The sequence below is a fragment of the Burkholderia sp. LAS2 genome (genome assembly GCF_018417615.1).
In the GTDB taxonomy this organism is placed as follows: Bacteria; Pseudomonadota; Gammaproteobacteria; order Burkholderiales; family Burkholderiaceae; genus Burkholderia; species Burkholderia sola.
In genome coordinates this window covers 33,321-47,441 of sequence record NZ_CP071055.1, presented here as the reverse complement: position 1 = coordinate 47,441, position 14,121 = coordinate 33,321, and the positions used below count along the sequence as shown (strand labels likewise).

Genomic DNA, 14,121 nt, shown 5'->3' with positions numbered 1-14,121 from the left:
CTTCGGCCCGTCGGTCGGCAGTTTCAGGTGCAGCCAGCGGTTCAGCTCGCGCAGCGGCATGCTGGCCGACACGATGCATTCGCCGTTCTCGTCCCAGCCGCCCGCGCGTTCGCTGCGCGGCATCGACGTCGTGAATTCGCCGATCAGTTCCTCGATGATGTCCTCGGGCGTGACGAGCCCTTCGAGTTCGCCGTACTCGTTGACGACGAGCGCGGTGCGCTGCCGGGTTTCCTGGAAGAACTGGAGCTGCTGGACCACCGGCGTGCCGGACGGCACGTAGTACGGTTCGGCGAGCAGCGCGCGGAGCGTCTCGCGGTCGAAATCCTGGTTGTGCAGCCCGGTGAGCGTCTTGCGCACGTGCAGCACGCCGAGCACCTTGTCGATGTCGCCTTCGTAGACGACCAGCCGGTTGTGATAGCAGGTTTCGAGCTGATGCAGGATGTCGTCGAGCGGCGCGTAGAAGTTGAGCGACTCGATCTGGCGGCGCGGGACCATCACGTCGTCGACCGTGATGTTCTCGAGGTCGAACAGGTTGAGCAGGATGCTGCGGTGCTTGGTCGGCATGAAACTGCTCGATTCGAGCACGATGGCGCGCAGCTCGTCGGCCGACATCCGCTGGTCGCGGCCCGTCTTCGTGTTGATGCGCAGTACCCACAGCACGCCGTTCGCGAGCGCGTTGACGAACCACACGACCGGCTTGAACACGCGCATCAGCGGGGCGATCACGAGGCTCGCGGGCAGCGCGATGCGTTCGGGGAACGTCGCGCCGACGATCTTCGGCGCGATTTCCGCGAACACGATGATCAGGAACGCGACGACGCCGGTGGCGATCGACAGCGCGAGGTTGTTGCGGCCGAACGTATGGAGCGCGAGCGACGTCGTGAGGACCGGGATGATCGTGTTGAACAGGTTGTTGCCGATCAGGATCACGCTGAGCAGCAAGTCAGTGCGCGTGAGAAGCCCCTGCGTGGTTTTCGCGCCGAGTGCGCCTTGACCTGCGAGATGCTTCAGCCGATGGCGGTTGAGCGCCATCATCGCGGTCTCGGAAATGGAAAAGAAGCTGGAACAGAGAAGAAGCAGGAAGACGGCGCCGATTTGCGCCCATAAGGGAATTTGGTCCACGCGTTGGAAAGGGCAGTGAAGGACAGGGATGGGGGAAATATAGCAGAGGCCGGCGACCGCGATGTGTCGCGCGCGACACGAGGGCCCGCGGCGGCCGGACGAAAAAAAACCGTGCACGCGGTGCACGGTTTTTTTAAATCTGGTCGGGGTGAGAGGATTCGAACCTCCGGCCTCTACGTCCCGAACGTAGCGCTCTACCAGGCTAAGCTACACCCCGATTTTTGCTCTTCTGACTTCGCCGTCTTCGTTAAGAATCGCTGCGTCGTCACAAGCAAGAACGTAACTATAACGATGTTTTTTCTAAAAGGGAATACTTTGATGAAGAAAATTTTCGAGACAACGCATCGCTTCGCGTTCGCGGCGTGTTTACGATTGCCGCGACGTCGAGTATGAGCACAACCCGAGCAGGCTTTCCTTGTAGATCGAATCGGGGAACGCGGCAATCGCCGCGGCGGCCGCCTGCGCTTCCTGGCGTGCGCATTCAAGCGTGTGATCGAGCGCGCCCGAGCGCGTGATCGCTTCGAAAATCGTGTCGAAGCGATCGGTGCCGCCGTGTTCGATCGCCTCGCGTGCGAGCGCCGACTGTTCGGGCGTGCCGCGCTCGATCAGATAGATGAGCGGCAGCGTCGGCTTGCCTTCGCGCAGGTCGTCGCCGGCATTCTTGCCCATTGCCTCGGCGGTGCCCGCATAGTCGAGCCAGTCGTCCATGATCTGGAACGCGGTGCCGATCCGGCGGCCGTATTCGGCGGCGGCGGCCTCGGTCGGCGCATCGGCGCCCGCGAGCACCGCGCCCAGGCGCGCCGACGCCTCGAACAGCTTCGCCGTCTTGTAGCGGATCACCTGCATGTAGCGCGTTTCGTCGACGTCCGCGTCGTGCATGTTGAGGAGCTGCAGCACCTCGCCTTCCGAAATGATCGTCGTCGCTTCGGACAGGATCTCCATCACGCGCATCTTGCCGACGCCGACCATCATCTCGAACGAGCGCGAGTAGAGGTAGTCGCCTACCAGCACGCTCGCCGCGTTGCCGAACAGCGCATTGGCCGTCTGGCGGCCGCGGCGCAGCTCGGATTCGTCGACGACGTCGTCATGCAGCAGCGTGGCCGTGTGGATGAACTCGACGACGGCGGCCAGCACGTGCCGCTGGTGCGACGTTTCGCCGAGCGCGCCGGCGACGAGCAGCAGCAACGCCGGACGCAGCCGCTTGCCGCCCGCGCCGATGATGTATTCGGCGATCTGGTTGATCAGCAGCACGTCGGACGCGAGGCTTTGCCGGATAACGCGATTCACCTGCTCCATGTCGCTGGTGATCGGGGCGAGCAGGTGGGCGGCGCTGAGGGTGGGGGAGGCGGTGGACGACGACATGATGATGGAATTGGGTGATGCGGCGGATTATAAGTCGAATCCGCGATATGCCGGTCTGTCAGACGTACCAGCGGCGCGATTTTGGCCGTCCGGCCGAAGCCCGCGCGCGGCAATCGTCGATCGGCTTTGACTTGGATGCTAAGCCCATGTATAATCACGTGTTTTCCGCGCGTGGTGTGCGGAAAAATTGGATCCAGAGTGAGGTTCTCAATGTACGCGGTCATAAAAACCGGCGGCAAGCAGTACAAGGTTGCCGTTGGCGAAAAACTCAAAGTAGAACAGATACCGGCTGACATTGACGCTGAAATCACGCTCGACCAGGTTCTCGCAGTGGGCGAAGGCGAATCGATTCAGTTCGGTACGCCGCTGGTCAGTGGGGCTTCCGTCAAGGCCACCGTTGTGTCGCACGGTCGTCATGCCAAGGTCACCATCTTCAAGATGCGTCGCCGGAAGCACTACCAAAAGCACGGCGGCCACCGCCAGAACTACACTGAGCTGCGCATCGACGCGATCAACGCGTAAGCGCCTCGGTAAAGGAGCAATCAGATGGCACACAAAAAGGCAGGCGGCTCTTCCCGGAACGGCCGCGACTCCGAGTCGAAACGTCTCGGCGTGAAAGTGTACGGCGGCCAGGCAATCAACGCTGGCGGCATCATCGTGCGTCAGCGCGGCACGCGCATGCACGCTGGCGAGAACGTCGGCATGGGCAAGGATCACACCCTGTTCGCGCTGGTCGACGGTCACGTCAAGTTCGCGACGAAGGGCGCGGACAAGAAGCATCTGGTCATCGTCGTCCCGGCGGCTGCCTAAGTCAGGCACCCACGGGCTTCGTAGCCGAAAGGCCCCGCAGTCTTCGCGGGGCCTTTTTTATTGGGTCGCCGCCCGCCAGTGCGGACCGGCGACCCTCGCGCAACCGGCGGTCGATCGGCCGAACGGCAGATTGTTCAAGCGTGCCGGCGCGCGGCACAATAGCGGAAATACTGGGCGGAGTGACGAATGAAGTTCATTGACGAAGCACGAATCGAAGTCATCGCCGGCGACGGAGGCGATGGCAGCGCGTCGATGCGCCGCGAGAAATTCGTCCCGTTCGGCGGGCCGGACGGCGGCGACGGCGGCCGGGGCGGCAGCGTTTACGCGATCGCCGACCGCAACATCAACACGCTGATCGACTACCGTTACGCGAAGAAGCACCTCGCGCGCAACGGCGAAAACGGTCGCGGCTCGGATTGCTACGGCAAGGGCGGCGACGACGTCACGCTGCGCATGCCGGTCGGCACGATCATCAGCGACATGGAAACGGGCGAGCTGATCGCCGACCTGACCGAGCACGACCAGCAGGTGATGCTCGCGCAGGGCGGCGCCGGCGGTCTCGGCAACCTGCATTTCAAGTCGAGCACGAACCGCGCGCCGCGCCAGAAGACGGACGGCAAGCCGGGCGAGCGGCGCATGCTGAAGCTCGAGCTGAAGGTGCTCGCCGACGTCGGCCTGCTCGGCATGCCGAACGCGGGGAAGTCGACCTTCATCTCGTCGGTGTCGAATGCGAAGCCGAAGATCGCCGACTACCCGTTCACGACGCTTGCGCCGAATCTCGGCGTGGTGCGGGTCGGCCCGAGCAAGAGCTTCGTGATCGCCGATATCCCGGGGCTGATCGAAGGGGCGGCCGAAGGCGCGGGCCTCGGGCATCAATTCCTGCGTCACCTGCAGCGTACCGGCGTGCTGCTGCATCTGGTCGATCTCGCGCCGTTCGACGAAAGCGTCGATCCGGTCGCGGAAGCGACGGCGATCGTCGGCGAACTGCGCAAGTATGACGAGGCGCTCTACGAGAAGCCGCGCTGGCTCGTGCTCAACAAGCTGGACATGGTGCCGGAAGACGAGCGCGAGGCGCGCGTCGCGGATTTCCTCGACCGTTTCGGCTGGGACGGCCCGGTGTTCGAGATCTCGGCGCTGACGGGCCAGGGCTGCGAAGCACTGTGCTACGCGATCTACGACTACCTCTCCGAACATTCGGACGCGCATCGCGCGGCGGAGGCGGAGGATCTCGCGGCGGACGTGCGTTTCCGCGATGCGCCGCCGGCGAAGGGCGGCGCGGCCCCGGGCGACGACGCCTGAACGGTCAGGCGGTCAGATCACGCGCCGGGCGTGCCGCCCGGCGTCGGCGTTCCATCGCGCCCGGCGGGCCGGCATCAGATACAGGAGACAGTGCAGGATGCGTTCGATCATCGCGGATTCGAAGCGATTGGTGGTGAAAGTGGGTTCCAGCCTCGTGACCAACGACGGCAAGGGGCTCGATCATGCTGCAATCGGCCGCTGGGCAGCCCAGATCGCCGCGTTGCGTGCGCAGGGCAAGGAAGTCGTGCTCGTCAGTTCGGGCGCGATTGCCGAAGGCATGCAGCGGCTCGGCTGGAGCAAGCGGCCGCGGGAAATCGACGAGCTGCAGGCCGCTGCCGCGGTCGGCCAGATGGGGCTCGCGCAAGTCTACGAGAGCCGCTTCACCGAGCACGGCATCCGCACTGCGCAGATCCTGCTCACGCACGCCGATCTGGCGGACCGCGAGCGCTACCTGAATGCGCGCTCGACGCTGCTCACGCTGCTGCGGCTCGGCGTCGTGCCGATCATCAACGAAAACGACACGGTCGTGACCGACGAAATCAAGTTCGGCGACAACGACACGCTCGGCGCGCTCGTCGCGAACCTGATCGAAGGCGATGCGCTGATCATCCTCACCGACCAGTCGGGGCTGTTCACGGCCGATCCGCGCAAGGACCCGAATGCGACGCTCGTCGGCGAGGCCAATGCGGGCGCACCGGAGCTCGAGGCGATGGCGGGCGGGGCCGGTTCGAGCCTCGGTCGCGGCGGGATGCTGACGAAGATCCTCGCGGCGAAGCGTGCGGCCCACAGCGGCGCGAATACCGTGATCGCGAGCGGCCGGGAGTCCGACGTGCTCGTGCGCCTGGCGGCCGGCGAGGCGATCGGCACGCAACTGATCGCCCGTACCGCGCGGATGGCGGCACGCAAGCAATGGATGGCCGACCATCTGCAGGTGCGCGGCCATGTCGTGATCGACGCGGGCGCGGTCGAGAAGCTGACGGCCGGCGGCAAGAGCCTGCTGCCGATCGGCGTGATCGACGTGCAGGGCGCGTTCGCGCGCGGCGAGGTGATCGCGTGCGTCGGCCCGGACGGGCGCGAGGTGGCGCGCGGGCTCACGAACTACAGCAGCGCGGAAACGAAGCTGATTCACCGCAAGCCGAGCGGCGAGATCGAGACCGTGCTCGGCTACATGCTGGAGCCCGAACTGATTCATCGCGACAACCTCGTGCTGGTGTGAGCGCCGGCCAAATGCCGCCGTTCAAATGAAAAAGCCCGCGCGATGCGGGCTTTTTTGTCCGGCGGGAGGGCGATGCGGACGACCCGCATCGCGTGCCGTCAGCGCAACTGCGTCATCGCGGTGCGGTGGAACCGGATGTTTTCGAGGATCTGCCGGGTCGAGCCCTGCGGCATCTTGTTCGCGCAGAAGTAGTCCTGGTAGAGCGCGGAGTGGTAGGCGTTCAGCTCGCCGTTCTCGATGCGCCGCCAGTCGTTCTCGACGGTGCGATCCCAGCCGTTGTGGTCCGAGTTCAGGCCGGCGTACTGGCGCCATTCGTAGGTGTCGCAGCGGATGCCTTCGTAGTTCACGTTGCGCGCACCGGCCGGGCTCGTGACGACGACTGCGTAGCGCACGACGCCGTCGCTGCCGACCTCGAGGGACTTCGCATCGACGAAGAACTTCAGCGGTGTGTTCTGCGACACGTTGAACGGCAGCAGATCGCCCGTTTGCGGCAGCGGCGGCAGCGTGTCGACGGCGTTTTCCTTCCAGGTTCCCTGACGGTCGAGCAGGTACACGAACTCGCTGTCATCCTTGTTGGACGGCGCTTTCGAGTTCGCGCAGCCGGCCAGGGCGGCCATCGCGGCGATCGATGCGAGCGCGAGAGCAATCGCTTTCAATATGCATTCCTCGTAAAAAAAGGGCGCGACACCAAGGTCGCGCCCGGTCATGCAGTCCGACTCGTCACTTGCCGACGATCACGTGGGGCGGCATCTCGTCGAGCGTGCTCGCTTCCACTTCGATCTCCGAACAAACCACCGATGCGTCGACAATCGTCAGCGTTTGAGCCTGTGCGCCAATGACGCGCGGATAGCGCGACACACGCGGCCCGCGCGGCTTCTCGGCTCGCTGCGCCGGGCGGCGCAGGAAGCGCGACAGTTCCGTCAGCGCCAACTGATAGACATCCCGCTTGAACTCGATCACCGCATCGAGCGGTACCCAATACTCGTTCCAGCGCCACGCATCGAACTCCGGGTGGTCGGTCGCGCGCAAGCAAATGTCGCAATCGCGTCCAACCATCCGCAGCAGGAACCAGATCTGCTTCTGGCCGCGGTAATGACCGCGTACTTCGCGTTTGATGAACTTGTCAGGCACCTCGTAACGCAACCAGTCGCGGGTGCGGCCGATTATCTTGACGTGTTCCGGATGCAGGCCCGTTTCCTCGTGCAGTTCCCGGTACATCGCCTGCATGGGGGTCTCGCCGTACTTGATCCCACCTTGAGGAAACTGCCAGGAATGCTCGCGGAGCCGCTTGCCCCAAAACACCTCGTTGCGCGCGTTCAAGAGGATGATGCCGACGTTCGGGCGAAAGCCTTCACGATCCAGCATACAACCACCTTCGAATCCTTTAAAATTGCTTTGATTATAAACAGATAACGGGCGCTGCGCACCGTGACGGAGCGAATCCGCGCGGGGCACACCGGCTGAATTGTCCCTGATTAGTCTGCTACGTCATCTGCGCCATCGTCGTTCGCGGCGCGCCGCTTTTTCACCTTGAAACTTTTTCGGGCGCCCCGCCTGGGGGCGCCGTTTTTGGAACCGTCCGCATGAAAGCTTCCCGTTTCTTTATCGGCACCCTGAAAGAGGCACCCGCCGACGCAGAGATCGTCAGCCACAAGCTGATGGTCCGCGCCGGCATGATCCGTCGCGTCGCCGGCGGCATCTACAACTACCTGCCGGTCGGCCTGCGTTCGATTCGCAAGGTCGAGGCGATCGTGCGCGAGGAAATGAACCGGGCGGGCGCCATCGAGCTGCTGATGCCGGCCGTGCAGCCGGCCGAGCTGTGGCAGGAGTCGGGCCGCTGGGAGCAGTACGGCCCCGAGCTGCTGCGCTTCAAGGACCGCAAGGACAACGATTTCGTGATCGGGCCGACGCACGAGGAAGTCGTCACCGACATCGCGCGCAACCAGATCAAGAGCTACCGGCAGATGCCGGTGAACTTCTACCAGATCCAGACGAAGTTCCGCGACGAGATCCGCCCGCGCTTCGGCGTGATGCGCGGCCGCGAATTCATCATGAAGGACGCGTATTCGTTCGACAAGGATGCGGCCGGCCTGAACGAGTCGTACCGCAAGATGTACGACGCGTACGTGCGCATCTTCACGCGCCTGGGCCTCGAGTTCCGCGCGGTCGCGGCCGACAGCGGCTCGATCGGCGGCAACTTCTCGCACGAGTTCCACGTGATCGCCGATACCGGCGAGGACGCGATCGCGTACTGCCCGACGTCCGAATTCGCGGCGAACGTCGAGGCGGCCGAAGCGCTGCCGCTGACGCCTGAGCGCGCGGCGCCGGCCGAAGCGATGGAAAAGGTCGCGACGCCCGGCAAGGCGAAGTGCGAGGCCGTCGCCGAACTGCTGGCGATCCCGCTCGAGCGCACGATCAAGTCGATCGTGCTCGCGACCGACAACGAAGGCGCCGAGCCGACCATCTGGCTCGTGATGCTGCGCGGCGATCACGACCTGAACGAGATCAAGGTGTCGAAGCTGCCGGGCCTGAAGAACCACCGCTTCGCGACCGAGCAGGAAATCGTCGAGTGGTTCGGCACGCCGCCGGGCTATCTCGGCCCGGTCGGCACGAAGAAGCCGGTGAAGGTGATCGCCGACCGTACGGTCGCGAACATGAGCGATTTCGTCGTCGGTGCGAACGAGGTCGACTATCACATCGCGGGCGTGAACTGGGGCCGCGACCTGCCGGAGCCGGACGTCGCCGACGTGCGCAACGTGAAGAAGGGCGATCCGTCGCCGGACGGCAAGGGCGCGATCGACATCTGCCGCGGCATCGAAGTCGGCCACGTGTTCCAGCTCGGCACCAAGTACTCGGAAGCGATGGGCGCGACGTTCCTCGACGAGTCGGGCAAGCCGCAGCCGATGCTGATGGGCTGCTACGGCGTGGGCATCACGCGCATTCTCGGCGCGGCGATCGAACAGAACTTCGACGACCGCGGGATCATCTGGCCCGAGTCGATCGCGCCGTTCGAGGTCGTGCTGTGCCCGATGGGCTATGACCGCAGCGACATGGTGCGCGAGACGGCCGACAAGCTGTACGCGGAACTCGTCGCGGCCGGCATCGACGTGATCCTCGACGATCGCGGCGAGCGCCCGGGCGTGATGTTTGCCGACTGGGAGCTGATCGGCGTGCCGCATCGTCTCGTGATCGGCGAGCGCGGCCTGAAGGAAGGCAAGATCGAGTACCAGGGCCGCCGCGACGCCGAAGCGACGCTGCTGCCGGCCGACACGGCCGCGGCGACGGTCGCCGAAAAGATCCGCGCCGCGCTCGCGCACTAAGCGCGGCGACCGGGGGACACGATGGAATACACGTTCCTGTCGGCCACCGTGCTCCTCGTGCTGATCACGGATCCGCTCGGCAACATCCCGCTGTTCATCACGGCGATGCGGGATGTGCCGCGCGAGCGGCGCGTGAAGCTGATCCTGCGCGAAGTGGGGATCGCGTTCGTGATCCTGCTGTTCTTCATGCTGGTCGGCGACCGCTTCCTGCGGATGATGAGCCTCACCGACCTGTCGCTGCGGCTCGGCGGCGGGATCGTGCTGTTCCTGATCGCGCTGCGGATGATCTTCCCGCATCCGGACGGCGCGCTCGGCAGCGATCCGCGCGCGGGCGGCGAGCCGTTCATCGTGCCGCTCGCGATTCCGGCGCTGGCCGGGCCGTCCGCGCTCGCGACGGTGATGCTGCTGACGTCGCAGGCGCCCGGCAAAATGCTCGAGTGGGTCGGCGCGCTGACGGTCACGATGATCGTCTGCGCGATCACGCTGGTGCTGGCCGAACGGATTCAGGCGTGGCTCGGCGAGCGGACCGTCGCCGCGTTCGAGCGGCTGATGGGCCTCGTGCTTGTCGCGATCTCGGTCGAGATGCTGCTCGCGGGCATTCGCGCGTTCGTGCACCAGTTGCAGCCGTAGCGCGGGCGGCGCGGCGGGCCGACGAAAAAAAAGCGGCGCTCCGGGCAACCGGAGCGCCGCTTTCTATTTATATAGCGGACAGCGCGGCGATCAGACGTTCGCGGTCAGCGCGCGGATCGTCGGCAGGTTGCGCCAGTAGCCCTTCGCGTCCATCCCGCAGCCGAACACGTAGCGGTCCGGCACCGAGAAGCCGCAGAAGTCGGGGTGCAGCGGTTTCGCCTTCGCGAGCGTCTTCTCGCACAGCACGGCCGACATGAAGCGCTTCGCGCCCATGTCGAGGATGCGGTCGCGGATCGCGGCCATCGTCTCGCCTTCGTCGAGGATGTCGTCGAGTACGAGCACGATGCGGTCCTTCACCGATTCGCGCGGCGCGACGCGCCAGTGCATCTCCGGGCTGCCCTGCGTCGTGTTGCGGTAGCGGGTCAGGTGGATGTAGTCGAATTCGAGCGGGAAATCGAGATGCGGCAGCAGCATCCCGGTAAACACCGCAGCGCCGCCCATCACCGAGAGAACGAGCGGGAACGCGTCGCCGATCTCGGCGCGGATCGCGTCGGCCATCTTCGAGATCGACGCATTGACGGCGTCGGCCGAGACGATCTCTTCGGAGTGGTCGAAAATGTGGAGGGCTTCTTCGCGGTTCATGTGTTCTGGCGGGCAGTCGGTATACAAATAAGGATGAAGCAGAACGGCAGGCGCGCGCTACGGCAAAAACCCGCGCGCCGGCCGACGGACGTAATCAGCGCATGCCGGGCATCATGCCTTTCAGGCCGCGCATCATCTTCTGCATGTTGCCGCCCTTCAGCTTCTTCATCATCGTACGCATCTGGTCGTACTGGTTCAGCATCCGGTTGACTTCCTGCACCGGCACGCCCGCGCCGGCCGCAATGCGGCGCTTGCGCGTCGCCTTGATGATTTCGGGTTTCGCGCGCTCGGCGGGCGTCATCGAGCTGATGATGCCTTCCATCCGGCGGATCGACTTCTCGGCCTGGCCCATGTCGGCGCCGGCAGCCGCCTGCTGGAATTGCGCGGGGAGTTTGTCCATCAGCGACGACAAACCGCCCATGTTCTTCATCTGCGAGATCTGCGCGCGGAAATCGTTCAAGTCGAAATCGCCGCCTTTCTTGACCTTGTCGGCGAGCTTCTGCGCGGCCTGGACATCGACGCCGCGCTGCGCTTCCTCGACGAGCGCGAGGATGTCGCCCATGCCGAGGATCCGGTTCGCCATCCGGTCGGGGTGGAACACCTCGAGGCCGTCGAGCTTCTCGGCGACGCCGACGAACTTGATCGGCTTGCCCGTGACGTGACGCACCGACAGCGCGGCGCCGCCGCGCGAATCGCCGTCGAGCTTGGTCAGCACGACGCCGGTGAGCGGCAGCGTGTCGTTGAACGCCTTCGCGGTGTTGACGGCATCCTGGCCGAGCATCGCGTCGACGACGAACAGCGTTTCGGCCGGCTTCAGCGCGCCGTGCAGCGCGGCGATTTCCTGCATCATCGCTTCGTCGATGCCGAGGCGGCCGGCCGTGTCGACGAGCAGCACGTCATGGTAGTGGCGCTTCGCCCAGTCGACGGCCGCGAGCGCGATGTCGACGGGCTTCTGGTCCGGCGTGGACGGGAAGAAGTCGGCGCCGACCTGCTCGGTCACCGTTTTCAGCTGCATGATCGCGGCCGGCCGATACACGTCGCACGACACCGTGAGCACCTTCTTCTTGTACTTCTCGCGCAGCAGCTTCGCGAGCTTGCCGACGGTCGTAGTCTTGCCCGCGCCCTGCAGGCCGGCCATCAGGACCACGGCGGGCGGTGTGACCGCGAGGTTCAGCTCGGCGGCCTTGCCTTCGTAGTCGCCGCCGATCACGGCGGTCAGTTCCTTCTGGACCACGCCGACGAGCGCCTGGCCCGGCGACAGGCTGCTGATCACTTCTTCGCCGAGCGCCTTTTCCTTGACCTTGGCGATGAATTCGCGGACGACCGGCAGCGACACGTCGGCTTCCAGCAGCGCGAGACGCACCTCGCGGAGCATCTCCTGCGTGTTCGCCTCGGTGAGCCGGGCCTCGCCGCGCAGCGTCTTGACGACGCGCGCCATCCGTTGAGTGAGATTGTCGAGCATGGGGAGCGATGGACAGTGGGGCCCGAAGGCGCGGCGGAACCGAACAAAGGGAGCCGTCGCGGGAAGGGGGCCTAGTGTAAACTTCGAACATGGATATTGTACTGTATGCCCTCACCGCATTCCTGTACGGCGGCCTCGCCGTCGCAGGCTGGCGCACGCATCGCCAGGGCGCGACGCCGCTCGTCGCGAGCGTGCCGGCCGTGCCGGTCCCTGCATCGGCCGCGTCCGGGATGAGCGGGGCCGGTCGCGCGCTGCTGTTCGCCGCGCTGCTCGCGCACGGCGTGCTGCTCCACATGACGATCTTTCCGAACGACGCGATGGTGTTCGGCTTCGCGTTCGCGCTGTCCGCGATGTTCTGGCTCGGCGCCGGCATCTACTGGATCGAGAGCTTCTTCTTCCCGCTCGACAGCCTGCGCCTGCTGGTGCTGCCGCTCGCGTGCGGCGCGTCGCTGCTGCCGCTCGTGTTCGGCGGCGTGCGGGTGCTGCCTTATGCCGCAGCGCCGCTGTTCAAGCTGCATTTCCTGATCGCGAACATCGCGTACGGCCTTTTCGCGATCGCCGCGCTGCACGCGATCCTGATGCTGATGGTCGAGCGGCGCCTGCAGTCGCTGCGGCACGGCGGGCGCGACGGCTCGACCGGCTGGATCGCGAGCTGGCTCGAAACGCTGCCGCCGCTGCTCACGCTCGAGAAGCTGCTGTTCCGCCTGATCGGCGCCGGCTTCGTGCTGCTGACGCTGACGCTCGCGTCGGGCATCCTGTTCAGCGAACAGGTCGACGCGCGCGCGTTGCGGCTCGACCACAAGACGGTGTTCGCGATCCTGTCGTGGCTGATGTTCGGCGGCCTGCTGGTCGCCCGCAAGACGTCGGGCTGGCGCGGCCGCGGCGCCGCGCGCTGGGTGCTCGTGTCGTTCGCCGCGCTGCTGCTCGCGTATGTCGGCAGCCGATTCGTGTTCGAGGTGCTGCTGCACCGCTCCGTGGTTTGACCGCAGGTTTCCGATGCGACAGATTCTTCTCCTGATCCTTCTCTTCTTCGCCGGTTCTTGGCTCGCGCGCAAGCTGCGCCACGCGCAGGAACAGGCGCAGGCGCGCACCGGCCGCGGCGCCGGTTACGACGGCGCGCCTGGTGCCGGTGTCGGTGGTGGCGCCGCGCGCCCGAACGGCGACGCGCGGTCGCTGCCCGAGCCGATGGTGCGTTGCGCCGAATGCGGCGTGCACGCGCCGAAGGGCGACGCCGTCGCCGCGAGCGGCGAATACTTCTGCAGCGCCGAGCATGCGCAGCGCCACGCCACGCGCGTGAACGGCCGCGACGCGCGATGAGCGACGCGCCGGTGTTGTCGGTCGACGCGAACGGCTGGGTGCGCGAAGCGCGCCATGCGCCGTCGCCGAACTTCGAGGCGCGGCCCGCGGGTGCGGCGCCGACGCTCGTGGTCGTCCACAACATCAGCCTGCCGCCCGGCGAATTCGGCGGCGACGCGATCGAGGCGCTGTTCCTGAATCGCCTCGACTGCGATGCGCACCCCTATTACCAGCGCCACCTGCGCGGCGTGCGCGTGTCCGCCCATTTCCTGATCCGCCGCGGCGGCGAACTCGTGCAGTTCGTGTCGTGCGACGAGCGCGCGTGGCACGCGGGCTCGTCCGAGTTCTTCGGCCGCACCCGCTGCAACGATTTCTCGATCGGCATCGAGCTCGAGGGCGCGGACGACGTCCCGTTCGACGATGCGCAATACGCGGTGCTCGCCGCGCTCTCCCGCGCGCTCGCCGCGCACTATCCGGTCGACGCGTTCGCGGGTCACTCGGACGTCGCGCCGGGCCGCAAGACCGACCCGGGCCCGCACTTCGATTGGCAACGCTTCGCGAGCGATGCCGGTTTTTCCGCCGAATACTTTCCTTTCCGTCAGCACTGATCGCGGGGTTTTTTGAGCGGAGAAAGTTTTTTCTCCGACCAATGCCTTGCCGTGTCTGCGCGCGAGCGATGTCAAGACCTTCGCCGCAAATTATCCGTTTGGACGTCCTCCGAATGTCCACTATACTTGGTGCCAGTTGAGTAGTTCTGTACTAGATATAGTGTGTGTCGCAGGGGAAAACCCGAGCGGCACCGGCCGGCGGGCAACGTCGGCGGACAGGGTTCTCACGGCGGCGCGTCAGGCCGGGCGGTCCGGGCGTCGCGACCAGCGCAGCGAACATCGACGGGGCAGGGTACACATGACGAAGCACACGACCGGCTGGGTTGTCGCGCATCGACCGAACCGGCTTCCCCG

15 protein-coding genes and 1 tRNA gene are annotated in these 14,121 nt (G+C 65.6%); 9 read left to right on the top strand and 7 right to left on the bottom strand.

What is annotated here, in order from left to right:
- From JYG37_RS34695 to JYG37_RS34685, 3 genes are all read right to left on the bottom strand, one after another.
- Nucleotides 1–1,122: HlyC/CorC family transporter (locus tag JYG37_RS34695; protein WP_213347128.1), on the bottom strand; the 1,122-nt coding region annotated here is incomplete at its 3' end.
- 140 nt (nt 1,123–1,262) lie between these two features.
- A tRNA-Pro gene (locus JYG37_RS34690) sits at nt 1,263–1,339 on the bottom strand.
- A gap of 149 nt (nt 1,340–1,488) precedes the next feature.
- Nucleotides 1,489–2,484, bottom strand: coding sequence for a polyprenyl synthetase family protein (locus JYG37_RS34685; protein WP_050013887.1), 996 nt, complete (start codon nt 2,482–2,484; stop codon nt 1,489–1,491).
- 210 nt (nt 2,485–2,694) lie between these two features.
- Between JYG37_RS34685 and rplU the strand changes: the two genes are divergently transcribed.
- From rplU to proB, 4 genes are all read left to right on the top strand, one after another.
- Entirely contained in the window at nt 2,695–3,006 is a 312-nt protein-coding gene (gene rplU, locus JYG37_RS34680) for a 50S ribosomal protein L21 (RefSeq protein WP_004194344.1), read from the top strand.
- 24 nt (nt 3,007–3,030) lie between these two features.
- A complete protein-coding gene (gene rpmA / locus JYG37_RS34675; protein WP_006476999.1) occupies nt 3,031–3,294 on the top strand; it encodes a 50S ribosomal protein L27 in 264 nt (87 codons plus the stop codon).
- A 186-nt stretch (nt 3,295–3,480) separates the two neighbouring features.
- On the top strand, nt 3,481–4,593 hold the full coding sequence (gene obgE, locus JYG37_RS34670) for a GTPase ObgE (protein ID WP_050013886.1): 1,113 nt from the start codon (nt 3,481–3,483) through the stop codon (nt 4,591–4,593).
- Between the two features lie 97 nt (nt 4,594–4,690).
- The gene (proB, locus tag JYG37_RS34665; protein ID WP_050013885.1) at nt 4,691–5,809 is read left to right on the top strand and encodes a glutamate 5-kinase; all 1,119 of its coding nucleotides are present in this window, start codon (nt 4,691–4,693) and stop codon (nt 5,807–5,809) included.
- Between the two features lie 98 nt (nt 5,810–5,907).
- On the opposite strand, the gene JYG37_RS34660 is transcribed toward proB, so the two are convergent.
- Together JYG37_RS34660 and JYG37_RS34655 are read right to left on the bottom strand one after the other, a co-directional pair.
- Complete coding sequence (locus JYG37_RS34660; protein ID WP_050013884.1) at nt 5,908–6,516, bottom strand: CNP1-like family protein; 609 nt, start codon at nt 6,514–6,516, stop codon at nt 5,908–5,910.
- Nucleotides 6,517–6,529: 13 nt separating this feature from the next.
- Entirely contained in the window at nt 6,530–7,174 is a 645-nt protein-coding gene (locus JYG37_RS34655; RefSeq protein ID WP_050013883.1) for an RNA pyrophosphohydrolase, read from the bottom strand.
- Nucleotides 7,175–7,392: 218 nt separating this feature from the next.
- Between JYG37_RS34655 and JYG37_RS34650 the strand changes: the two genes are divergently transcribed.
- On the top strand, nt 7,393–9,129 hold the full coding sequence (locus JYG37_RS34650) for a proline--tRNA ligase (RefSeq protein WP_050013882.1): 1,737 nt from the start codon (nt 7,393–7,395) through the stop codon (nt 9,127–9,129).
- Nucleotides 9,130–9,150: 21 nt separating this feature from the next.
- Nucleotides 9,151–9,759 carry a MarC family protein gene (locus JYG37_RS34645; RefSeq protein WP_050013881.1) on the top strand — a complete coding sequence of 203 codons (609 nt, stop codon included), beginning with the start codon at nt 9,151–9,153 and terminating at the stop codon, nt 9,757–9,759.
- A gap of 90 nt (nt 9,760–9,849) precedes the next feature.
- Here the strand turns inward: JYG37_RS34645 and JYG37_RS34640 are convergent, their stop codons facing one another.
- Both JYG37_RS34640 and ffh read right to left on the bottom strand, forming a co-directional pair.
- On the bottom strand, nt 9,850–10,401 hold the full coding sequence (locus JYG37_RS34640) for a hypoxanthine-guanine phosphoribosyltransferase (RefSeq protein WP_023477519.1): 552 nt from the start codon (nt 10,399–10,401) through the stop codon (nt 9,850–9,852).
- A 94-nt stretch (nt 10,402–10,495) separates the two neighbouring features.
- Nucleotides 10,496–11,863: a signal recognition particle protein gene (gene ffh, locus JYG37_RS34635; RefSeq protein ID WP_089488154.1), complete on the bottom strand. Its 1,368-nt coding sequence runs from the start codon at nt 11,861–11,863 to the stop codon at nt 10,496–10,498.
- An 89-nt stretch (nt 11,864–11,952) separates the two neighbouring features.
- Here ffh and JYG37_RS34630 point away from each other — a divergent pair, with 89 nt between their 5' ends.
- From JYG37_RS34630 to ampD, 3 genes are read left to right on the top strand one after another with little or no spacing between them, the layout of a single operon-like run.
- Nucleotides 11,953–12,846 carry a cytochrome C assembly family protein gene (locus tag JYG37_RS34630; protein WP_050013879.1) on the top strand — a complete coding sequence of 298 codons (894 nt, stop codon included), beginning with the start codon at nt 11,953–11,955 and terminating at the stop codon, nt 12,844–12,846.
- A gap of 13 nt (nt 12,847–12,859) precedes the next feature.
- Nucleotides 12,860–13,180, top strand: coding sequence for a PP0621 family protein (locus JYG37_RS34625; RefSeq protein ID WP_124630573.1), 321 nt, complete (start codon nt 12,860–12,862; stop codon nt 13,178–13,180).
- Nucleotides 13,177–13,767 carry a 1,6-anhydro-N-acetylmuramyl-L-alanine amidase AmpD gene (gene ampD, locus JYG37_RS34620; RefSeq protein ID WP_050013877.1) on the top strand — a complete coding sequence of 197 codons (591 nt, stop codon included), beginning with the start codon at nt 13,177–13,179 and terminating at the stop codon, nt 13,765–13,767. Before JYG37_RS34625 ends, ampD begins: the two co-directional genes overlap by 4 nt.
- Nucleotides 13,768–14,121 lie beyond the last annotated feature (354 nt).